We start from the raw sequence: 20,803 nt of genomic DNA on the forward strand, positions 1-20,803 counted from the left end.
AAGCTTGGTATCCGTCATATCCGGCAAGATGCTGTGTACCTTTAGACCGCTTTTCCGATATTCGGAAAATAGGCTTCTGGCAAAGGACAGCAGTCCTGCCTTTCCTGCCCCGTACACCGCCCCATAGGTATTTCGCTCCAAAGCGGTTACGGAGGAGATGAAAATGATATGCCCCTGATTTTCCTTTAACTCCCGTAAAAAATGCTGCGTCAATATCATGGGGATTTCCAAGTTCAACTCTGTCATTTCTAAAATTTTTGCTTCATCTACATTTTCCTGTAAGCCATAGTAGGCCACGCCGGCAGAGTGAACCAAAAGAGTAAGCTTTCCCTTTTCCCGAAGGCTTTTTAGAAAACTGTCTCTTTCTTCTTTCTTTCGTAAATCCAAAGAAATCGCTTGAAAAGAGGGATCAAGACCGGAAAAATCCCGGCCAATGCCATAGACGGTATAGCCCAGTTTTTGCAGGCTTTCTGCTATAGCAAAGCCAATGCCCCCGGAGGCCCCGGTGACCAAAGCCAGTTTTTCTTTTTTCAGCTTGCTTAAATTGTCCAATTTCCCACCTCTTTTCTTCTCGTGCCCCTTGTCTTTTTACAAGCTTGACCTTAGTACTGTTTCAAGTCTTAGTTCCTGCCTGCCTCTATTTTTCGTTTACACTGTCTTCTCCCTGACTGTCCCAGCGAAAAATTTTCTCCTTCGGGAGCTTCTCCTGCAAACGGCTATACAAAAAGCCTTCCATTTCCTCCATCAGTTCCTTGGGATAATGATAATAGCCCCCGGTATTTTCATAGGGAAATTGGGTGTGGGGAGAGTTGGGCAAAGCCTTTCCCATAGCCTTTAGATAACTTTCCGAAATCCGAAAGCTTCCCACACTGCAGTCATGAATCTGCTCCATGGGAATCTTTTCAAAAACCTCTTGGAGTAAGTCACCATAGAGCTCCTTCCAACGAGGATGATAAATCATAGGATCAAAGCAAAGCCGTACAAGATACCCTTCTTCCAAAGCCTTTTGAATGGCAAAGATTCGGGAAGAAAGCCTTGTGCTCCCCTCCTCCGCCTCTTCAATAATCTCCTCCGGAGATAAGGTAAAGGCGAAAATCATTCGTTTTCTAGCATCCGAGGATAGGGGAAGTTTCTGCATTTTCCGCCAAAGGCCTTCTCCCCCGGCCTTGGTTCGCACCTCGATACGGAGAGCATTTTCCTGATTTAAAAAGCGGGCAAACTCCTCCACATAGGGATAAACTCCCTCCATAGCCAACAAATCCGAATCGTAGGAGATGCAAAGATAAAGGCTTCCCTTTTCTGCAATCCACTTCTTACAATCGGAAAAATAATCCTCCAAATTTAAAAACATCACCAGATTGCTACTGGGGTACATTCCCTGCAGATAGCAGTAGGCGCAGTGAAAGGGACAGTTCATCAGAAGGGAAGTATAGCAAAAATGGCTTTCCGAAAAATCCTGGCACACCACCGCACCGTCATACAGCCTTTGTCCCTCTTTCTTTGCCAAAATCAGCTTTCTGCTTCGGGACTGGGCAAGGCGTCCCTGTTTCTTTCGGTTAAACACATCCTTGTAATGCTTAATGGGAATGACCTTTGCCTTGGGGAATTTCCGTAAAACCCGTTCCACATCAGGGCTCTGTAATATGGCTTCCTCCACATAAATATGCTGAAAATGCTCCTGATAGAGATAGCTTTTTGCAGGGCTTCCTCCCTGCAAGGTATTTCCGGAACCGTCACATTTTGTCTGCAAAGTTCTTTCGGACAAAATCCATTCTTTCAAAGAGGAAAGAGCTTTTTTTCCGGCTCTTTTATCGATTAACGTAAGCTCACCTTGCTTATCTATATCCTTCCCAAGGCCTTTGAGAACCTCTTCTTTGTCTACATTTTCGGCATTCTGACCGGCTTTGTCCCCTGAATTCCTTCTTCCAAAATTCCGCTCTAAATATTCCCGAATTTCTTCCGGAGAAATCCCTTGCAGGAAGGCATAGCGAAGCAGCCTTTCCAGCTGCTTTTCCATCACAAAGGAACAATGCAGGCTTTCGGAAAGACTTTGAAGCTGCTGCTGAAAAACGGTCTCCTCTTCCTCTTCTTTTCTTCTTTCTTTGGATTTTTCCTGTAAAAATCTAATGAGACGAAGAACCTTCTCCTCTTCCTTTTGCAAAAAATTTTGCAGCTTTTCCTTCCATGACAGAGAAGAGGAAGAGAAAGAATCTGTTTCTTCACCGAGATTCACGCCAAAATCCGTTACACAGCGAAGGAAAAAGAAATCTTCCGGAGCCAAATAAAAATTTGCCGCCTGAAAAACCGCGGCACTTTCCATATCGTAAAGCAACAGCTTCTCAAATACTCTAAATTCTTTGGAGACGATATCTTCTTTAGAGTCGCTGTACCCTTCGGAGACGATATCTTCTTTGGAGTCGCTGTGCCCTTCGGAGACGGTATCTCTACGCCCCATAGAATCAATCTCTAAAATCTTATCTCCCGTTAAAAGCCCGGCTTCCGGAAAATCCAGCTTATACAGTAAATCCGGATAAAAGCAGCGGCCTGTGCTTTCCTGCTCCAAGCTTTGAATCCAAAACCAGCGACCAAGTAAATCTTCTGATGGCCGCTTTCTTCCTAAAATTGCCGCCGCGCTTCCCAACGATAGAAGTAAATCTCCCTTTTTGGCTTTTTCCTCTTGCAAAGTAGCCGCAACAGATACAGAAGCATTAATCTGTCCCTGTCCGGTGATGGTCAGGAGAATCTCTTCTCCTTCATACTGCAAAAAGGGAAACGAAGTTTTTCGTTTCCCCAGACTTAATTTCTTGATAAGATGTTCTACTTCTCCCTTGTGGGCCGCAAAGATATAGACCATTTTTATTCCTTAGTTGTATTCCTTAGTTGTATTTCTCAAGCTTGTTCCCTAGCTTTGTTCCTTGGCTTTATTTCTTGGCTTTATTTCTTGGCTTTAGTTCTTGGCTTTATTTCTTAGCTTTTCTCCTGTTCCGCTCTTCGATAGGCTTCCCGGTAGAAATAATCTTGAGAATCCAATCGTTCCTCCGGCATAGGATTCGGATCATGATATAGACCGTCGGAAAGAAGCCATTTTCCTTTTTCCGTATCTTGGAAGCCTAAGTCAAAAATTTTCCGAACCCGGTTCTTATTCTCAGGATCCCAAATGGGTACAGCCACCTCTACCCTTCGAAGGGTATTTCTGGTCATGCAGTCCGCACTGGCAATGTAAAGCTCCTCTTCCTCTCCCTGTCCAAAACGATAAATGCGGGAGTGTTCCAGATATCGCCCCACAATGCTTCGAACGGAGATATTCTCCGTCTTTCCCGGAATTCCGGGGATGAGACAGCAAATGCCTCGAACCAGAAGCTGAATCACTACTCCGCTTTTGGAAGCGTCAATCAAGGCATCAATAATATCCTTATCCGTAAGGGCATTTAACTTGAAACCGATATAGCCGCCTCTACCCTCTTCGCATTTTTTCTTTTCCCCTTGGATTTTTTCCAGGATGCGATTTTGTAAACCATGGGGAGCCACCCAAAGTGCCTCCGTAGATTCCACAGTTTCTCCCAAAAGAAGGGTACGGAAAACCTCTGCCGCATCCTTTCCGATGCTCTGATTTGCGGTCATTAGGCAAAGATCTGTATACAAAGTAGCCGTTTTTTCGTTGTAGTTGCCGGTTCCGATTTGGGTAATGTAGTGGATACCCTGTTCCGTCTGTTTTGCGATTAAGCAAAGCTTGGAATGTACCTTATAATTGGGCAGACCGTAGATTACCTGACAACCTGCGTCCTCCAAGCGATGGGACATCTCGATATTGTTGGCTTCGTCAAATCTTGCCCGAAGCTCCACCAACACCAAGACTTCCTTCCCATTTTCCGCAGCTTCACAAAGAATATCAACTATCTGACTGTGGCTGGCTACCCGGTACAAGGTAATCTTAATGGAAACCACGGAAGAATCTCTGGCTGCGTCCTGCAAGAGTCCTAAAAATCCCTTCATACTTTCGTAGGGGTAGGACAGCATCAAATCCCGACGTTCTACCTGAGAAAGGACGGACTCGCCTTTTTGAATGTAGGCAGAGCTTCTGGGGCTGTACTTCGGATAGAAGAGCTCCGTCTTCTCTCGAAGGCTGTTCTGTAAGGTAAAGAGGAAGGATAAATCCAAGGGCGTTCCGCAGTGCAGGATGTGCTTGTGGGAAATGCCAAGATGCTCCGCTATTTTTTTCTTCACGGACTTATGCAACTCTCTGGTAAATTCCAAACGTACCGGATTCAAACGGTTTCGCTTCTTTAAAAGCTGCTCCATCATGCCTCGATAATCCAGATCCTCATCGTAGACATCCGTAGCGTCAATATCCGCATTTCGGGTGATTCGAAGAATGGACTTTTCCTTAATCTGATAGCCGGGATAAAGCTTGGAAACAAAGTGTAAAATCAACTCCTCGGACAACATGTGATAGCCCTTTCTTCCGGGAATCTCGATTAATCGTTTAAATACCGGGTTCCAACAGGGCACAATTCCCAGCTTCTTTTTGCCGTTCTTGCTTTCCAGACGTACCACCGCATAAAGCTCCCGATTCTGTAAGAAGGGGAAGGGCTGTGTCTTTCCCACAATCATGGGAGAAAGGTAGGGACGAATGGCCTGATCAAAGTAGATTTCCAGCTGACTTTGCTCCGCCTTGGACAGTCTTTGGAAGTTAATGATGTGGATGCCCACCGGCTCCAGCTCTCCCATGACCTGCTCATAAATTTCTTTCCGCTTTTGCTCCAGGCGTTGAACCTCTTCTAAAATCAAATCCACCTGTTCTTCACTAGTAAGATCCGTTTTATTATCCCGGGTGGTTTTCTTAGAGCGCATTTGCTGCATCAAGGTACCCACACGTACCATAAAAAACTCATCCAGATTGGTCTGGTAAATGGAAATAAAGGGCAGACGATCCAGGAGGGGCACTCGCGGATTTCCTGCCTCATCTAAAACGCGCTCATTAAATAAAAGCCAAGATAGTTCCCGGTTTTGATACGCTTCTCTTCCTTCCTTCATTTTCCATCCCTCTTTTCTCTCTATATCGGCAGGAAAGAATTTCCCCTTATCCGGCTCCTGCCTGTCCATGTGGCTGTCTCTTTCGTTATGCAGTAAGCTCTGCTTCGTTTCTTTCCTATTCCTTAAAGATAATAAATCTTCCCTCCCCCTCTGTACAGAGGGAAGAGGGAAGAAATTTTGTTTTCTACGAAAATGAAAGCTTCTGGAATGGCGATTTTTCCGCTCTGTCCAAGACATGGCTTAGGCCTTTTCGTTCTTTGCCAAAATCGGCATGATAATTCCTAAAACAGAAAGCACTACCGGGGTAATGATATTTAAAGCCATAGTGAAAGGATCATCGGAATGCATACCCATCAAACAGCAGATGGCGGTAAGGGCAAAGCACCATACACCGAAGCTCAGAGCCACTGCATTGTTCTTTACAAAGTAATACTCTCTTGGGAACTTGTCTCCTGCCTTTCTTAAAGCAATGTAAGCCACGAATACCCAAAGGTAACGAAGAGGCATACATACGGAGTTTAACTTGGTCAGCTGCTTCAATACCGCTGCCGCTCCCGGAACGAAGGACTGTGCCAGGATGATGGAGCCGGAAAGTACCGCTACCATGACAATACCGTTTACATAACTTCCTTCCTTGTTCTGCTTTAAGAGCTTCTTGGGGAAGAAAGGACGAGTCTCTTCATTGTCCAAAAGCATACGAAGAGGAGCATCAATACTGATAATCAAAACCGCAAACTGTCCAATTACGTTACAAAGCGCATAAATTACCAGTAAAGTGTCGCCTACGTGATAGTACTGGCCAAGCTTCTGGAATGCCCAGTAGGATCCGTTTGCCGCATAGGAGTCAAACGCTTCCTTACTCTCATTGATTAATGCAGGGTCAAACATCATACCCATAGCGATGGTTCCCAGCATAGCACATACCACAACCATGATAGCCAGAGCAATCATTCCCTTGGGGAAGCCCTTACTGGGGTTCTCTACCTTATTTACATAAGGAGAAATCTTCTCACATCCGCCTACCGCAAATACCAGGATGGAAAGAGAAGTAAAATACTCCAAACGGAAATTCGGAATCAGGTTCTTTAAGCTGAAATCCAAAGAAACATAGTCTCCCTTAGGATTAATAGCCGGTGCCGCAAACATCATCACGATGTAAAGCAGGGACATAATAAACATACTGGAACCTGCCAGAGTAGCCATCTTCTTCAAAGGATTCAAGCCCTTGCTGGCTACATAGCAGAAGATAATGAGTAAAGCAAAGGTAATCAACTGAATCATGAGCGTGGGGAGCTTATCATAAAGCTCTGCGCTACGGAAGATTACCCAAGACAATGCCTTCAGTCCGCCACTTGGCTTACTGGCAATGTAGGTGATATGACAAGCCCAGTAGGTCCAACCTGCATAGTAAGCAAGCTTTGTGCCTAAGGTTTCTCTGATCCAGGAGCTCACACCGCCTCCTGCATGCTTAAATGCAGAGCCCAGCTCTCCTACCATTAAGGCATAGGGGACAAAATAAAGGGCAAACATGAAAATCCAGCTGAAAATAACCTGAATTCCGTTGAACCATACGAAGCCGTTGGTTACGTTTCCAAATCCCCATACTGTGGAAAAGGCCATAAACGCCAGCATTTTCCAACTAATTTTTTTCTGATCCATACTTATTCCTCTTCAATTCTAATTGCTGAAATCGTGTCACGAATCTTCCGTAACACAGGTTGAGCGTTTTTTCCTCCGACCCTGTTCTCCACTTTCAGTGCCGAAGAAAAATCTTTTTACGAAAAGATGATTTCGTAATTTCCGTCACCCCGTCCCAAAACGGAGGAGGAGTAGAACAGCTTAGCTACTTCCACCATGTATCCGGTGTCCTTCACCCCTGCAGTTTCGTAGGGGGAGTGCATAGCCAGCTGGGCCAAACCGATGTCCACCGTATTCAGGGCTACCTGGCTGTTGGAAATATTTCCAAGGGTAGAGCCTCCCAACATATCGGACCTGTTGGTGAAAATCTGGAAAGGAACCTTTGCCTTTTCGCAGAACTGCTTGAAAATGGCACCGGAAATTCCATCCGTGGTGTACTTCTGGTTGGCACTGTACTTAATGACAATTCCCTTATTGATATAAGGACGGTTTGTGGGATCCGCCTTATCCGGCTGGTTGGGATGTACCGCATGAGCATTGTCCGCGGAAAGCAGGAAGCTGTTTTGCAGAGCCTGCAAATACTCATCTTCCGTCTTTCCGAAGGCACGAATAATTCGCATTAACACATCCTTTAGGAAGGTGGAAGCTGCGCCCTGCTTGGTACCGCTGCCTACCTCTTCATTGTCATAGACACAATGAACCGCCACGCTATGCTTTGGCTTTGCTGCAAGGATTCCCTGTAAGGAGGAAAATCCGCATTGCAAATCATCCAGTCTTCCGCTGCAAAGGTACTCTTCCTTTGCCCCTAAGATACTGGCCTTTTCCCTGTTGTAAAGGAAGAGGTCCATATCAAGGATATCCTCCGGCTTAACTCCCAGTTCCTTTCCGATAAATTCCAGAAAGGCTCCCTTCTCCTGGAAGGAGGAAAATAAAGGCAGCATATCCTTTTGTGCATTGAAGGCATAGCCGTCGTTGACTTCACGATTCATGTGAATGGCAAGGTTCGGAATAATCATTAAGTCTCTGTCCACATTTAAGAGCTTAGTCTCTACTCCGCCCTTTGTCTTGCAAATGACTCTTCCCGCCAAAGACAGCGGTCTGTCCAGCCAGGGGGAGCAAATCATTCCGCCATACTTCTCCACATTCAGCTTCAGATACTCCTTGTCAATTCCGATTTCCGCATTGGCCTTGATTTTGAAAACCGGAGAGTCACTGTGACTGGCCATCATCTGGAAGCCTTTGAAGTCCCCCTTGGGAAGGACAAAGGCAATTAAAGCAGATCCATTCCTTGTCACATAGTACTTTTCTCCTGCCTTTAGTTTCCAGGCCTCTCCCTCATAGAGAGCTTTAAAACCGCCCTTTTCCAAAGCCTGCTTCATATTTTCCACAGCAAAAAAGGCATTGGGACTTTGGTCCAAAAAGTCCATTAATTTACGGTTTATGCTTTGTTCTTCTTTGTCTATCGGCATATAGACTCCTTTCTAATCTTGCAAGAACCGGTGGTCACTGAAATACATCATGACACCCGAATGGCATTATACAGTAAAAGCCCGGACAATGAAATACTGTCCGGGCTTTTCTTTTATGCTATTTATGCAAAACTATTTGTTTAATGCTGTTTCTATTTATTCAAAACTATCTGTTCTGAGAAATAGCTTCCAAGCAATTTGACAAAGGAGATATTATAGTGCAGCTTCTACGGCCTTTCTTACCTCTGCCATGTCTGTAGTGGGCTCAAAGCGGGCGATAACATTTCCCTTTCTGTCCACCAGGAACTTGGTAAAGTTCCACTTAATCTCCGGATTCTTCTCATAGTCCGGATCAATCTTGGGAAGCATATCCCGAAGAAGATCTGCCATCTTGCCTTCTCCGAAGCCCTTAAAGCCCTGCTGCTCCTTTAAGAAACGGTAAAGAGGAATCTGGGTTTCTCCATTTACATCCACCTTCTTCATCTGAGGGAACCGGGTATTGTAGTTTAAAGTACAGAACTCATGAATTTCCTCATCGGTTCCGGGAGTCTGTCCGGCAAACTGATTGCAAGGAATATCCAGAATCTCCAGTCCCTTGTCATGGAATGCCTCGTACATCTCCTCCAGCTCCTTATATTGGGGTGTAAAACCGCAGCCTGTTGCAGTGTTTACTACCAATACTACCTTTCCTTCGAAATCCTTTAAGTCCTTCTCTCCGCCCTTGGTGTCCGCTACCTTGTAATCATAAAATCCCATAAAAAACTCCTTCCTAATACTATACTAACGTTCTATTTGAATTCCCTTCCGTCTTTGGCTTTTTGAAAGATTTTTGACAATTCAATTTTTTACAATTTTTATTGTAGTGAGGGCAAACTTTCCTGTCAAGGAAAAGAATCTAAAAATTCAAGAAAGTCTAAAAATCCTCCATGCCTATACTTTTTCTCCAAATGTTGCAATCGCAACAAACTTTATTTTTTCTCTTTGCTATACTTTGCTCAGATTCAAAAATTGTAAGTCAGAGTTTACAGGAGGATAAAATAATGGCACAGATTACTAGTGATATGTTGGTAGGACAGATTGTAAATGAGTATCCTATGTTAATTGATACTTTACTGGAGGCAGGAATGCATTGTCTTGGTTGCCCCAGCTCCCAGATGGAGTCCTTGGAGGATGCTTGCATGGTTCACGGATTAAACCCGGATGCTCTTGTTTTGGCATTGAACAGTAAGTTAGGAGAGGTAGAGGCGTAATGAGTGCATTTTTAGGGCCGATTCATTATTGGTTATATAATAAGATTCAGCTACAGGAAGAGCTGATTAAGGATATTGTAGCTTACGGCGAAAAAGAGCAATGGAAGGCTTTTGCTGATGGAAACTTGGCTGAGAAAACGGTAAACAAAGAGTTACGTCCTTTAAATGAATTGATTGACGTGATGAACATTCACGGATGGTTGCAGGAAAGAGTGCAGGATGCGGAAGCTCGCTATGCTCTTTTGGTTACAACTGTTCTGGCAGAGGACAGTTCCCGTCTTTCTTCCTTAGAGGATATCGCCTTTCAGTTTGGACAGAAGCACGCTTTGGAGGCTGACTCTGATGCCAGCGACGCTTACAGAAAGATTGACGATTCTCTTTTAAACGGTATGCCCTGTGACAGAGTAAATGTCTTAACAGAGCAGGATGTGGATAGAACCTCCTGGCAGCAGGAAGAGGATATTCATGCCCCCTTCTGGGAGGCCGTTTCCGGAGATCCTAAGGTTTACTATCAGTTGAGGAGAAAAATTATGGAAGGTATGTTAAAGGATACCAAGCTCCATATGGATTCTTCTGATGAGAACCATTACAGCATTTACAGATAAAGGGAAATACTGCCGGTTCAGATTAAAGGCTGGCGTAATGCCATAGCACCGGCGATACTATATTTTTATAGGAATCTTTTATTGAGGGGTCATCACTTTGAAGAAACCCTTCTCCTATTGCTATTGCAAAAATTTCAGAAAATACGAAAAGAGGAAGTTTATGAATCAAAGTGTAATTCTTATGGAAGAAGACCATGCCAACATCAATAGAGCTTTAGGCGTTATCCGTAACATTTGTCTGCAGCTGATGCAGGGAGGGGAAGTTCCCGATGAGGATTTCCGGGAAATTATCGAGTTTGTACGGGAATATGCGGATAAGCATCACCACGGTAAGGAAGAGAAATTCCTCTTCCCCGTGATGGTAAAGAAGTTGGGACCCGTTGGCGATAAACTGGTAACTCACGGTATGCTGGTGGAGCATGATTTAGGAAGAGCGGATGTTTTATCATTGGAAACCGCCCTGAACGAGTATAAGAAGAATCCTCGTCTTGAGTTAAAGCTGGACATCTTGTCCTATGCTATGGCTTATGCTCACTTGTTACAGCTTCATATCGAGAAGGAAAACAGCGTGGTATATCCCTTTGCGGAAAGAGGTCTAAGCGAAGAAGATTTCAAGGAAATCAATGAGAAGAGCCAGATTTTCGAGGATGAGCAAACTGCCAAGGGTGTGCAGAAGCATTACCTGGATATTTTGGAGAAGTTGGAGAAGAAATATCCGGCAAGCGCACAGGCGTAATATCGAAATTAGAAAAAAAAACACGCTATAAAAAATCAAATCGGTTTTCTACGCAATATAGGTCTGAATTGGGGCACGCTCCCGCTAACTTCGCCCTGCAGGGGTACTAAACGAAAAACTTCATGCTATTCGTTTTTCGTAAGTACCCGCGGGCTCAGATTACCCCATTTCAGACCTATATTGCTGAAAACCTGCTTAATAATCTTGATTTTTTATAGCTTCTTTTTTATTTCATCGAATATCACGTTCTTATGCTCTTTGTTTTGCATTTTCTTTTTCCTTTATCTATACTTGAAGAAACTATGCAAAAAGGGGGTTTATACAAATGGCACAAGATACCTTGAACATTCGCTTAAACGAAGCTCCAATTACCAGAGAAGGGGCAATGCAAGCATTTGCCGCTTTACGGACAGAGGCGAAAGCAAATGGTGTTTCTGATATGAGTACAGATGATATTAATCAAGAAATCGATCTCGCCAGGAGGGAGGCGAAGGCATGATTTGCTAAATTCCTTGCTTTCCGTAAAGATACTTTCAAAGACTGCTCCTTTTTCATAAATCCGTCTATCTCTCTTTTTTCTTTCTTCCTATTTCTGTTGACTGATGAGTTTTTTTCTTTTGTTTTGTAACTGCTTGATTTCTTCTTCTGCCATTAAAATCTTTTCTTCTATATTTTTCATTTTCCTTGTCCTTTCTTCTTGAGTTTGAACAATAAAAAACAGTAAACCTTTTTTGATTTACTGTTTCTTATAAATTGTTTCTTAGTTAACTTCTATCGTGCTTCACTAACATACTTTTGAATTGAGTCGCAAGCATATTCAGCTGTTCCAATTCCAAATCTATCTATATTACTTTTGAATTCAGGGTTTTCCTGATAACCATAACCAATACCTGAAAATGCTTCCATTGAACAATCAAAAGAGTACCGACAGATGTATTCATGTAAACTCTTTGCAAGTTCAACACTTTCTTTTGATGTTGCTTCAATTCCTTTTGCCATATTTTCTGCAAATGAAGTGAAGATTTGATTTAGATTTTCTGTAAATTCTACTTCTTTTCCTTTTAAATTTTCCATGGATTTTTCAATTATATCTTTTCCGTACTTATCAATTGCCATTTCTTCATATTTCTGATTGTCTTGATAAACAAATCCTCTAAACTTTTCTTTTATTGACATAGTAATTTTCCTTTCTTCATAATCAATAGTTTGTTGTAATGTTTCCATCAATGTTAAGAGTTTCTCTTTTTCCTTTTTCATTAAGCTTAACTGTTTTTTTAAGTGAGTTAGTAATTCAGTATTATCTTTTGCCATTAGTAATTTAATCTTTTTTAATGGAAATCCTAAATATTTGTAAAATAGTATTGTTTGCAAATATGCCAGATCTTCTTCTGTGTAATACCTGTATCCATTTTCTGATTTTTGGGGAGACAACAAACCAATCTCATCATAATGATGCAACATTCTTACCGACACACCACTAATCTCACTTGCTTTTTTTATCATGTACATGTACCTACCTCCTAACAATTGATACTCTAAACTATGACATTATGTTATAGTCAATACTTTTTTATTTTAGACTTATCCGTATTTAGAAAAATTTCACTACCTATTCCGCCCTACCTGTGATAGACTGAATGTGTAATTGTATAGGGTATTTTTATATATCGACAGCATGTGAACTGCTCTTGGCGATACAGAAATAAGGAACTGTGAAAGAGATTTTTCTCCTTCTACAGTTCCTTTTGTTTTATCTTTTTTTCTTTTTATCGGACCGTACAATAAGCTTCTGCCGGATCATTCCTCAAATCCTTTTCTTCCCTCTACTGCTTTAAAATAAAGGTATTTCGGTCAAAATCGATAATTCCTTCCTCCTTCAACTGGGAAAGCTCTCTGGTCATGGCGGAGCGGTTGGTGCATAAAAACTGTGCCATATCCGTACGGCTTAGTCCCAGTTCAATGTACTTGGATTTTTGTTTTTGTGCCTGTAAGGAAAGGTAGGCCAAGATCTTCTCTCTAAGGCTGCTTCGAGAAGTCACCTCAATTTTTTCCATCAGCTGAATATTTTTCTTTCCAATCAAATCAAAAAGATTTTCAATCAAGCGGAAGTGGAAGGCGCAACGGTTTTTACAGACGTGGATGGCCTTTTGGAAGGAAATAAACAGCACCTCCGCCTTGCTGGCCGCCACAAAGCTGACATACTCTCCCGCAGCGGTATTATTGCCGAAGGTCTCCCCAAAGATTTCTCCTTCATTCATATAGGTAAGAAGGGTTTCATTTCCCCACACATCTGTCTTCAACATATGGATACTGCCTTGTAAGACTACTCCTACGTGTTGCTCATTCTTTTCCTCCAAATGAACAATTTCCCCTTTCTTATAGGAGCGGACATAGCTTTTCATGCAGTACAGAAGAGCATTCAGGTTCTCCGTCTCCACCCCATTGAAAATTTCCAAATCTCTGTAGCGAAGGAGTTCATCCCCCTTTAAATGTTTCTTCTTTTCCTGTTCCCTGCTGTGCACGGAGGTAAAGGAGACTTCCCCCCTTTGCAATGCTTCTCTTTCCTTCCCACTAAGCACGGAAAAGTCCTTATCTCCTATCCCTTGATGCGTTCTTTTTTCCTCACAATCCGGGCAGGTACAGCCCTCTCCATGATTTTCCTCGGAGCAGCCGCAAGAATGCCCATGGGAGTCGAACCCATGTCCGCAAGTGCTTTCCTCAGTGCCTCCCGAGCAAGCGCAAGTATGCTCATGATAGCCTTCTCCACATTGACAGCTCTCCTCAGTACTATTCTTTTTTTCCTTCATTTCCTGACCCATTTTTCTTCTCTCCTGTTATTTCATTTATTTTCTTAAATTTTATCTATAATACTCTCTTTCAGATAGTTTACACTAGCGAAAATAAAACAAAGCCCTATTCCATTTCATGTTCCCTTATTCGTGATTCTTCTCTATTGGACTCCGATTTTCTATTCATCCTCTATGCATTTTCCCCTATAGCTTATATAAAAAATACTTAAATTTTCAAATATTGTATTTTATATATACAGAGTTTATCAGCGTTTTGTTGCCTCTGCAACACTTTTTTCTCATTTCCTAGGTATGATAAGCAAAGTAATGAGTCTAGGAATTTTTCTTCAGGAGGAAAAAAATGGAAAATAAGATGTTTTGTTATCAGTGTCAGGAAACCGCAAACTGTTCCGGCTGTACTGTATCCGGTGTTTGCGGAAAGAAGCCGGAAGTAGCTGCTATGCAGGATCTTTTGGTTTATGCCACCAAGGGATTATCCGCTGTGGCTCAGCAGTTAAGAGCTGAGGGAAAGGAAGTTTCTCAGGAATTAAACCACAGAGTAACTATGAACCTTTTCATCACTATTACCAATGCAAACTTTGATAACGATGCTATCGTGGAAAATATCAAGGAAACCTTCGCTATGAGAGATGCTGTAAGAGCTACTCTTTCCGATAGCTCCAAGCTTCCTAAGGCAGCAACTGTAGAAGTGGCAGAAAAGGATTATCCCGTTTTTGCACAGAGCATCGGTGTTTTAGCTACTGAAAATGAAGATATCCGCTCTTTAAGAGAGTTAATCACCTACGGATTAAAGGGTCTTGCCGCTTACTCCAAGCATGCAAACGCTCTTTTAAAGGATGATGCCAATGTAGATGCTTTCATCCAGAAGGCTCTTGCCGCTACTTTAGATGACAGCCTTTCCGTAGACGATTTGGTAGCCCTTACCTTAGAGACCGGTAAGGCAGGTGTAGAGGGTATGGCACTGCTTGACGGAGCAAATACTTCTACCTACGGACATCCTGAAATCACTACCGTAAATATCGGTGTTCGCAACAACCCGGGTATTCTGGTTTCCGGACACGACCTTAAGGATCTGGAAATGCTTCTCGACCAGACAGAGGGTACCGGCGTAGATGTTTACACCCACTCCGAGATGCTTCCTGCCCACTACTATCCATTCTTTAAGAAGTATAAGCACTTCGCAGGAAACTACGGAAATGCTTGGTGGAAGCAGAAGGAAGAGTTCGAGCCATTTAACGGACCAATCCTGATGACCACAAACTGTATCGTTCCTCCAAAGGACAGCTATAAGGACAGACTTTGGACTACCGGTGCGGCAGGCTATCCCGGATGCAAGCACATCGGAGGAAAGTACGGCGAAATCAAGGACTTCTCTGCCATCATTGAACAGGCTAAGTCCTGCCCTGCTCCAACAGAAATTGAGACCGGAACCATTGTAGGCGGATTCGCTCATGAGCAGGTATTTGCCCTTGCAGATAAGGTTGTAGATGCTGTGAAGTCCGGCGCTATCAAGAAGTTCGTGGTTATGGCCGGTTGTGACGGAAGACAGAAGTCCAGAGACTACTACACAGAGTTTGCCAAGGCCCTTCCAAAGGATGCTGTGATCTTAACCGCAGGATGTGCAAAGTATAAGTATAACAAGCTGGAGCTTGGAGATATCGGCGGAATTCCAAGAGTTTTGGATGCCGGACAGTGTAACGACTCCTACTCCTTAGCCTTGATTGCTCTGAAGCTTAAGGAAGTATTCGGCTTAGACGACGTAAACAAGTTACCACTCGCTTATAACATTGCCTGGTACGAGCAGAAGGCTGTTATCGTTCTTCTTGCCCTTCTCTACTTAGGGGTAAAGAACATTCACCTTGGACCAACCCTTCCTGCCTTCCTTTCTCCAAATGTAGCAAATGTTCTGGTACAGAACTTTGGTATTGCAGGAATCGGAACCGTAGAAGATGACATGAAGATTTTCTTCCCGGAAACAGCATAAACGAGAGGTCGTATGCTTTACCGGCGATAGCCTTTAAGAATAAAGAAGGTAGTGTACGCACCACTCGCGATAGGTATTAAGAATAAAGAAGCTAGCGTACACACCACTCGCGATAGGTATTAAGAATAAACAAAGTAACATTTGCTTTGCAAACGATACTCATTAAGAATCAAGGAAAGCCGCCCCTATGGGGCGGTTAATCCGATATAAGAAATCGTTTTATTTTCGGAAGCTGAACAAGTTCCAGTCAAAACATCATTTGCCCAAAATCTTATCTTCTGGGAAGCACCGGAAAAATCTCTTGCAAAAGAGAAAATCTTCAACACGCAGTAGAAAGAGAGCCATACAATGTATTCTATTCAATGTAAACGAATTTATGAAGAAAAAACAGATAAGGATGGATTTCGTATCCTGACGGATCGACTTTGGCCACGAGGCATCACAAAGGAACGTGCCGCTTTGGATAACTGGGCAAAGGAGATGAGCCCTTCTACTTTTCTTCGCAAAACTTTCAATCATAAAGAGGAGAATTTCCCCTTATTTGAGAAAAAGTATTGGGAAGAGCTGGAGAAGAATCCGGAGAAGGAGCAATTTATTGCTTTGGTTAGAGAGCATCTTGCTCATGAAAATGTTACCCTTCTCTATGCTACTAAAGAAGAGCGTTTTAACCAGGCCGTCGTTATGGAGGGCTGGCTGAAGGAGAAGCTTTCGGAAGAAGCAAAGGAGCATTCCGCTTAATGCGCTCTGATGCAGGATGAGTCTGTAATCAGGGGACGCTCCCGCTAAGCTCGCCTCTGCGAAGGGAAGGACCCGAAAAAATTAAAGGTATACACTCAGATGCAATACAGGTCTGTATTCAGGGTACGCTCTCCCTAAGCTCGCCCTTCGCAGCGAGGGACTGTAACTATTTAAGAATAAGCTCCGATGCAGTATAGACATGAAATCGGGCACGCTCTCGCTAACCTCGCCTTCGTAGCAGTACTAACTTCAAGCATCGCTTTGCTCGCTTTCAGTAAGTACTGACGGGCTCAGATTGCCCTCTTTCATGTCTATACTGCATCTGTCGCTTCAATTATTGGTTTTAACAGTCATTCACTTCGCCGGCTTTCAGTAAGTACCGGTGGGCTCAGATTACCCCTATTACAGACCTATATTGCAATTCGCTTTTACTTTGCAATTTCCATAGTCCTTCGCTTCGCACGCTTTCGATAAGTTTCGGTGGCTCGATTACCCCTCTTGCGACTCATACTGCAATTCGCTTCAATTCAGTGATTGTCACAATCCTTCACTTCATCGGGGCTCTGTAACTTCTGCCAAACTCAAATTGCCTCATTTTCAGACCGATCTTGTCGAAAATTTCTTTATTCTGCTTCCATTTCTTCCATATTCATCTCTATCGGATTCATTCCTTCTGCTTCGAGGCCTTTCTTTTTCTCGAAGGACTCCTGGATAGCATCTTTCATGGTGTCCATACCATTGTCTCCCTGCTCTTCCTTTTCTTCTCCTCGAATGGATTTCTTCTTTTTGTCCTCTTCAACGGTTTTTTGCAGGCTTCTCATGGCTATGGCCATGACATAGGCTTTAGGATTTTTTTCCTTTAAAAATTCCAGATCTTTCGGACTTACAGCCTTTCCGGAGCCGTACAAAAGAGCAATGCGGAAAGCATCAGTCTCATCCTTAAAGGCCTTGGATGCCTCCTCTCCGGATTTTTTCGCATTCTCAAGCTCTTCCAGCCGGGATGCCCATTCCTGCTGAAAGTCCTTCTGCTTATTGATATCCTTTACATCCTTTTCCATATCCTTTAAAAGGTCGGAAAGGACGTCAGCAAGGTCGTTGTCTTCTTCCTGCCCCTTTGCTTTTTGAGAAAATGCTTCATACTCCGCACTGAGCTGAATACTGTCTTTCCGTACCGAAGAGCCTTCCTTGGCTTTGGCTTCGGTTTTTTCGTTCTTCGAAACTGACTTGTTCCCGGTATGTAGCTTTGAAATTCCTCTTCCTCCGGGGAATGCTTTAATCTCCATATTGCCTCCTTTGCATAGATTTCTTAGTATTCTATTCGACAAAGGCCGGCAGAAAAATTATCCTTTTCTATTCTTTTCCGCTATAAGCTCGTTTTTTCCTTTTCAGGAGTTTGAATGAAAGAGTTTAAAAGCTGTATACTTCCTCCCTATGGAGCAAATGAAGAAGCCGGTCGTCATCCTCTCGAGGGAACAGCTCATCAACGACTTCCTTCACAGAAACAATTTCCCGAAGCTTTTCCACATTTGCCCCGGAGAAGAAGAGGCCTTCCTCCACATTTCCCTCCACTGCAGAAATGAGGGCATGGGTAATACAATACTTCACCGTTCCCGGGTCACAGCCGTGTATGCAACGGGAGCAATGCTTGGGGGCAATCCTTCCGCTAAGGCCGAGCTTCTCCAGCATGGGGCTCTTTACCGCCCTTCCCGGCATACCCACCGGACTATGGATGATTTCCAGGTCATTTTCCTTCTTGGAAATGAGGTACTCTTTATAGGCAGTGCTGGCATCACATTCCTTGGTACCGATAAAGCGGGTGGCCATCTGTACACCGTAAGCTCCCGCCTCCTGCATTCGCACAATGTCTTCTTTACTCCAAATGCCTCCTGCTGCAAAGAGGGGAATTTTCCGTCCGAACTCCTCTTCGAAAACCTGCAATACAGAAAGTACCTCCGGAATCAGTTCCTCCAAGGACTTAGCTGTAGCTTCTTCCACCTCTGCCGCCTTAAAGCCCAAATGCCCCCCTGCCAAAGGGCCTTCCAGAACCACAAAATCTGCAGTTCTTTGGTATTTTTGACTCCAGGTCTTAAGCAAAACCTTGGCAGCTCTTCCGCTGGAAACAATAGGCGCAATCAAAGCTGTTCCTTCCGGTACAATCTCCGGTAGACTTAAGGGCAGTCCTGCTCCGGAAATCACGGCGTCAATTCCCTCTTCTACAGCGACCTTAATGGCATCCTCCCACTGTCTTGTAGCCACCATGGCATTGATGGCGATCATTCCTTTTCCTTCGCTAAGCAGCTTCGCTCTTTGGATTTCCTTTCGCAAAGCGCGAAGATTGGCTTCCTCAGGAAAACGGCGAAAGTCCTCTTCTCGATAGCCGCAGTCTGCTGTACTGATGCAGCCCATAGCTCCTGTTTTTGCCACTGCCCCCGCTAAGCCGGAAAGGGAAACTCCTACCCCCATCCCCCCCTGAATCAAAGGGATTTCTAAACCTCTATTTTTTAGCTGATCCATTTTCCGCGTCCTTTCTGCTGATGGAGAAGGAATACTCTTCTTCATGTATCAATATTTTTAATTATATTTCTTTAATAGCTTAAATCATCTGACAAACCCCGTCAAGTAGTTTGAGAAACTACATTCGAAGTTCTTTCTTGTATTTTTCTTAAGATACGGCTGTTTAGACACAGATTTCTCGGGTTTTTCTCCATTATCGATGAAAATAGACAGCAAAAAAGAGGGTGTAAAAAATCAAAAAAACTTTTCTAAGCAATATAGGTCTGAAGGGGGGCACGCTCTCGCTAGCTTCGCCACGTAGCGGATACTAAGCGAAAAACAACGTTTCTCTTGTTTTTCGCAAGTACCGACGGGCTCAGACTACCCCGAATTCAGACCTATATTGCCGAAAAGATTATTATATTGATTTTTTACACCCTCTTGCTTCAGGGTTTTTAATCGCTCTTAAGCCTTTGCCAAAGCCTCTCCAAGAGCCTTGCAGTTTGCCAGCCCTTCCTCATCGGGAGTGTTGTTGCAGATAACGGGAGGAGCTACCATTACAGCACCTGCGCCGGTCATTCTTGCTTCCCAATCACGCATCCACTGTCCATCGCCCCAGTCATAGGATCCGAAAAGTCCGATCTTCTTGCCGGAAACGGAACCCAGTAAATCCTCTACGAAGGGCTCCATCTCGCCTTCATCCAGTACTTCATCTCCCATAGCAGGGCATCCTAATGCGTAAACTGCCTCTCCTGCCAAGTCTGCTGCGGAAATATCGGATACGCTAACCATCTTAGCCTCTCCACCTGCTGCCTGGATTCCTTCAGTAACTGCCTTTGCCATCTCCTCTGTGTTTCCTGTCTGGCTGAAAAATACTACATGAATCATCTTTTTGTCCTCCTTGATTTTATGCCTAAAATATTGAATTATTCAATACTTTGGTTTGTAAAGTGAAGTGATTGAGGAAACTGTTTTCCTCTTGTCTATATCCTAGCACTTAACTAGGATATATTTGTTGCTAATGCAACACTCTGACTTTCGCTTTTCTTTCTCTATTAGATTTCATTGCTTATAGGTTTATCCTCTAATGAAATTCTGCTCTTATGCGGCAGATTTTTCTCTCTTAAGCCACCTGACGCTTCTTAATGTGATAAGCCATCACCAAATCTCTACAGCTTAAGCCGGATTTCAGCATTAGGGTAAAGCTTTGAATGCACATGTCGTAAGCCTGAAAGCAAGCCACTGCGCTCTCCACCTCGGTGAAGACCTTCCAATAGCCGGTGAGCTTTGCCTTCGCCAGAGGATTCTTCATGTAAATCTTTACATCCCGTAGGGGATACCCAAGAAAAACGCCTACCTCGTGGGGAAAATCCGCCTGTTTCTCCTTATACCTGGCAAAACGCACTGTAAAATGCCGAAAAACCTCCTCTAAAGAGAAACTCTCATAGCCCACAGCTAAGCTCTGTAAGAAGCTCTGCACAGTCTTTCTGCTCAGAAGCTCCTCCAACTTTTCCCTTTGGTATAGGAGAATGCTTTCCTTTTTCCCGCTATGGAGACCAATCAGGCAAATCTCAGTTCCTAAAAACAGTTCTTCCAAAATCTGTTTCTCCGCCTTTGTTACCGTAATAATGGCAGAAGGCTTCAATCCTGTAATCACCGGGGCATTCAAGCAGATATGCTCTGCAATATAATCCTCTATCCCCTCTTTTCTTTTGCAAAAAAAATTATCCTTCTCCATCCTCTCTCCCCTTCGGTTAGTTAATATAAACTAACTACAAAGTGGATTATATTAGTTAATGCTAACTTTGTCCAGTAGGAAATAAATAATTCTATCTTTTTGCAATGCCCCTATGCATTTTTCTGCATTGTGCTATAATTTTTTGAGGAATTTATTAAACCATTCGATTCTTTGAGTCGTTATAGAGTCGTTGACTTGCGTTCTTTTATATAAGGAGGAACAATGATACTGATTTAAAACGGAAACCTCGTAAGCCCCAGAGAAAGTTTCCTTGGAGACAATCATGTGGAAGGAGAAAAAAAAAAAAA

The 20,803-nt window shown here is 43.4% G+C and carries 18 protein-coding genes; 6 read left to right on the forward strand and 12 right to left on the reverse strand.

Translation table 11 applies throughout. The features are described from left to right. The 6 genes from ACO4PX_RS01990 to ACO4PX_RS02015 form a co-directional block, all read right to left on the reverse strand. The coding region (locus ACO4PX_RS01990; protein ID WP_485571157.1) for an SDR family oxidoreductase at nt 1–552 on the reverse strand (552 nt) is incomplete at its 3' end. 85 nt (nt 553–637) lie between these two features. Then, nucleotides 638–2,854, reverse strand: coding sequence for a spore photoproduct lyase family protein (locus ACO4PX_RS01995; RefSeq protein ID WP_485571159.1), 2,217 nt, complete (start codon nt 2,852–2,854; stop codon nt 638–640). A gap of 113 nt (nt 2,855–2,967) precedes the next feature. Continuing rightward, complete coding sequence (gene ppk1, locus ACO4PX_RS02000; protein WP_485571176.1) at nt 2,968–5,034, reverse strand: polyphosphate kinase 1; 2,067 nt, start codon at nt 5,032–5,034, stop codon at nt 2,968–2,970. A gap of 240 nt (nt 5,035–5,274) precedes the next feature. After that, complete coding sequence (locus ACO4PX_RS02005) at nt 5,275–6,693, reverse strand: APC family permease (protein ID WP_485571161.1); 1,419 nt, start codon at nt 6,691–6,693, stop codon at nt 5,275–5,277. A gap of 116 nt (nt 6,694–6,809) precedes the next feature. After that, the gene (locus tag ACO4PX_RS02010) at nt 6,810–8,141 is read right to left on the reverse strand and encodes a M18 family aminopeptidase (protein WP_485571163.1); all 1,332 of its coding nucleotides are present in this window, start codon (nt 8,139–8,141) and stop codon (nt 6,810–6,812) included. Between the two features lie 213 nt (nt 8,142–8,354). Further along, the gene (locus ACO4PX_RS02015) at nt 8,355–8,897 is read right to left on the reverse strand and encodes a glutathione peroxidase (protein WP_007158055.1); all 543 of its coding nucleotides are present in this window, start codon (nt 8,895–8,897) and stop codon (nt 8,355–8,357) included. Between the two features lie 284 nt (nt 8,898–9,181). On the opposite strand from ACO4PX_RS02015, the gene ACO4PX_RS02020 reads away from it, so the two are divergent. The 4 genes from ACO4PX_RS02020 (at nt 9,182) to ACO4PX_RS02035 (ending at nt 11,231) form a co-directional block, all read left to right on the forward strand. Beyond that, nucleotides 9,182–9,391, forward strand: coding sequence for a DUF1858 domain-containing protein (locus tag ACO4PX_RS02020; RefSeq protein ID WP_183684395.1), 210 nt, complete (start codon nt 9,182–9,184; stop codon nt 9,389–9,391). After that, nucleotides 9,391–9,996 carry a hypothetical protein gene (locus ACO4PX_RS02025; RefSeq protein WP_007158057.1) on the forward strand — a complete coding sequence of 202 codons (606 nt, stop codon included), beginning with the start codon at nt 9,391–9,393 and terminating at the stop codon, nt 9,994–9,996. The genes ACO4PX_RS02020 and ACO4PX_RS02025 overlap by 1 nt, the downstream gene beginning before the upstream one ends. A 160-nt stretch (nt 9,997–10,156) precedes the next feature. Next, nucleotides 10,157–10,732 carry a hemerythrin domain-containing protein gene (locus ACO4PX_RS02030; protein ID WP_304071852.1) on the forward strand — a complete coding sequence of 192 codons (576 nt, stop codon included), beginning with the start codon at nt 10,157–10,159 and terminating at the stop codon, nt 10,730–10,732. A gap of 325 nt (nt 10,733–11,057) precedes the next feature. After that, nucleotides 11,058–11,231 (forward strand): hypothetical protein, encoded by a 174-nt coding sequence (locus ACO4PX_RS02035; protein WP_304071861.1) that lies wholly within the window; start codon nt 11,058–11,060, stop codon nt 11,229–11,231. 272 nt (nt 11,232–11,503) lie between these two features. On the opposite strand, the gene ACO4PX_RS02040 is transcribed toward ACO4PX_RS02035, so the two are convergent. Both ACO4PX_RS02040 and ACO4PX_RS02045 read right to left on the reverse strand, forming a co-directional pair. Continuing rightward, nucleotides 11,504–12,235 carry a MerR family transcriptional regulator gene (locus tag ACO4PX_RS02040; protein WP_330700315.1) on the reverse strand — a complete coding sequence of 244 codons (732 nt, stop codon included), beginning with the start codon at nt 12,233–12,235 and terminating at the stop codon, nt 11,504–11,506. A gap of 320 nt (nt 12,236–12,555) precedes the next feature. Further along, nucleotides 12,556–13,551, reverse strand: coding sequence for a Crp/Fnr family transcriptional regulator (locus ACO4PX_RS02045; protein WP_485571166.1), 996 nt, complete (start codon nt 13,549–13,551; stop codon nt 12,556–12,558). Between the two features lie 331 nt (nt 13,552–13,882). On the opposite strand from ACO4PX_RS02045, the gene hcp reads away from it, so the two are divergent. Both hcp and ACO4PX_RS02055 read left to right on the forward strand, forming a co-directional pair. After that, nucleotides 13,883–15,526, forward strand: coding sequence for a hydroxylamine reductase (gene hcp, locus ACO4PX_RS02050; RefSeq protein WP_485571168.1), 1,644 nt, complete (start codon nt 13,883–13,885; stop codon nt 15,524–15,526). Between the two features lie 348 nt (nt 15,527–15,874). Further along, nucleotides 15,875–16,264: a DUF488 domain-containing protein gene (locus ACO4PX_RS02055; RefSeq protein ID WP_183684390.1), complete on the forward strand. Its 390-nt coding sequence runs from the start codon at nt 15,875–15,877 to the stop codon at nt 16,262–16,264. 623 nt (nt 16,265–16,887) lie between these two features. Here the strand turns inward: ACO4PX_RS02055 and ACO4PX_RS02060 are convergent. The 4 genes from ACO4PX_RS02060 to ACO4PX_RS02075 form a co-directional block, all read right to left on the reverse strand. Next, nucleotides 16,888–17,547, reverse strand: coding sequence for a hypothetical protein (locus ACO4PX_RS02060; RefSeq protein ID WP_485571170.1), 660 nt, complete (start codon nt 17,545–17,547; stop codon nt 16,888–16,890). A 124-nt stretch (nt 17,548–17,671) separates the two neighbouring features. Beyond that, a complete protein-coding gene (locus ACO4PX_RS02065) occupies nt 17,672–18,778 on the reverse strand; it encodes an NAD(P)H-dependent flavin oxidoreductase (protein ID WP_485571172.1) in 1,107 nt (368 codons plus the stop codon). A gap of 444 nt (nt 18,779–19,222) precedes the next feature. Continuing rightward, entirely contained in the window at nt 19,223–19,645 is a 423-nt protein-coding gene (locus ACO4PX_RS02070; RefSeq protein ID WP_314634545.1) for a flavodoxin, read from the reverse strand. A 235-nt stretch (nt 19,646–19,880) separates the two neighbouring features. Further along, a complete protein-coding gene (locus tag ACO4PX_RS02075; RefSeq protein WP_485571174.1) occupies nt 19,881–20,495 on the reverse strand; it encodes a DUF3793 family protein in 615 nt (204 codons plus the stop codon). Nucleotides 20,496–20,803 lie beyond the last annotated feature (308 nt).

The organism is Oribacterium sp., assembly GCF_057249185.1.

Bases quoted from the DNA above. Each gene is read 5' to 3' on its own strand.
- ppk1 (WP_485571176.1), bottom strand. From the start codon at position 5,034: ATGAAGGAAGGAAGAGAAGCGTATCAAAACCGGGAACTATCTTGGCTT.
- ACO4PX_RS02045 (WP_485571166.1), bottom strand. From the start codon at position 13,551: ATGGGTCAGGAAATGAAGGAAAAAAAGAATAGTACTGAGGAGAGCTGT.
- ACO4PX_RS02040 (WP_330700315.1), bottom strand. From the start codon at position 12,235: ATGATAAAAAAAGCAAGTGAGATTAGTGGTGTGTCGGTAAGAATGTTG.
- ACO4PX_RS02015 (WP_007158055.1), bottom strand. From the start codon at position 8,897: ATGGGATTTTATGATTACAAGGTAGCGGACACCAAGGGCGGAGAGAAG.
- ACO4PX_RS02025 (WP_007158057.1), top strand. From the start codon at position 9,391: ATGAGTGCATTTTTAGGGCCGATTCATTATTGGTTATATAATAAGATT.
- ACO4PX_RS02055 (WP_183684390.1), top strand. From the start codon at position 15,875: ATGTATTCTATTCAATGTAAACGAATTTATGAAGAAAAAACAGATAAG.
- ACO4PX_RS02030 (WP_304071852.1), top strand. From the start codon at position 10,157: ATGAATCAAAGTGTAATTCTTATGGAAGAAGACCATGCCAACATCAAT.
- ACO4PX_RS02065 (WP_485571172.1), bottom strand. From the start codon at position 18,778: ATGGATCAGCTAAAAAATAGAGGTTTAGAAATCCCTTTGATTCAGGGG.
- ACO4PX_RS01995 (WP_485571159.1), bottom strand. From the start codon at position 2,854: ATGGTCTATATCTTTGCGGCCCACAAGGGAGAAGTAGAACATCTTATC.
- ACO4PX_RS02005 (WP_485571161.1), bottom strand. From the start codon at position 6,693: ATGGATCAGAAAAAAATTAGTTGGAAAATGCTGGCGTTTATGGCCTTT.
- ACO4PX_RS02020 (WP_183684395.1), top strand. From the start codon at position 9,182: ATGGCACAGATTACTAGTGATATGTTGGTAGGACAGATTGTAAATGAG.
- ACO4PX_RS02035 (WP_304071861.1), top strand. From the start codon at position 11,058: ATGGCACAAGATACCTTGAACATTCGCTTAAACGAAGCTCCAATTACC.
- ACO4PX_RS02070 (WP_314634545.1), bottom strand. From the start codon at position 19,645: ATGATTCATGTAGTATTTTTCAGCCAGACAGGAAACACAGAGGAGATG.
- ACO4PX_RS02075 (WP_485571174.1), bottom strand. From the start codon at position 20,495: ATGGAGAAGGATAATTTTTTTTGCAAAAGAAAAGAGGGGATAGAGGAT.
- hcp (WP_485571168.1), top strand. From the start codon at position 13,883: ATGGAAAATAAGATGTTTTGTTATCAGTGTCAGGAAACCGCAAACTGT.
- ACO4PX_RS02060 (WP_485571170.1), bottom strand. From the start codon at position 17,547: ATGGAGATTAAAGCATTCCCCGGAGGAAGAGGAATTTCAAAGCTACAT.
- ACO4PX_RS02010 (WP_485571163.1), bottom strand. From the start codon at position 8,141: ATGCCGATAGACAAAGAAGAACAAAGCATAAACCGTAAATTAATGGAC.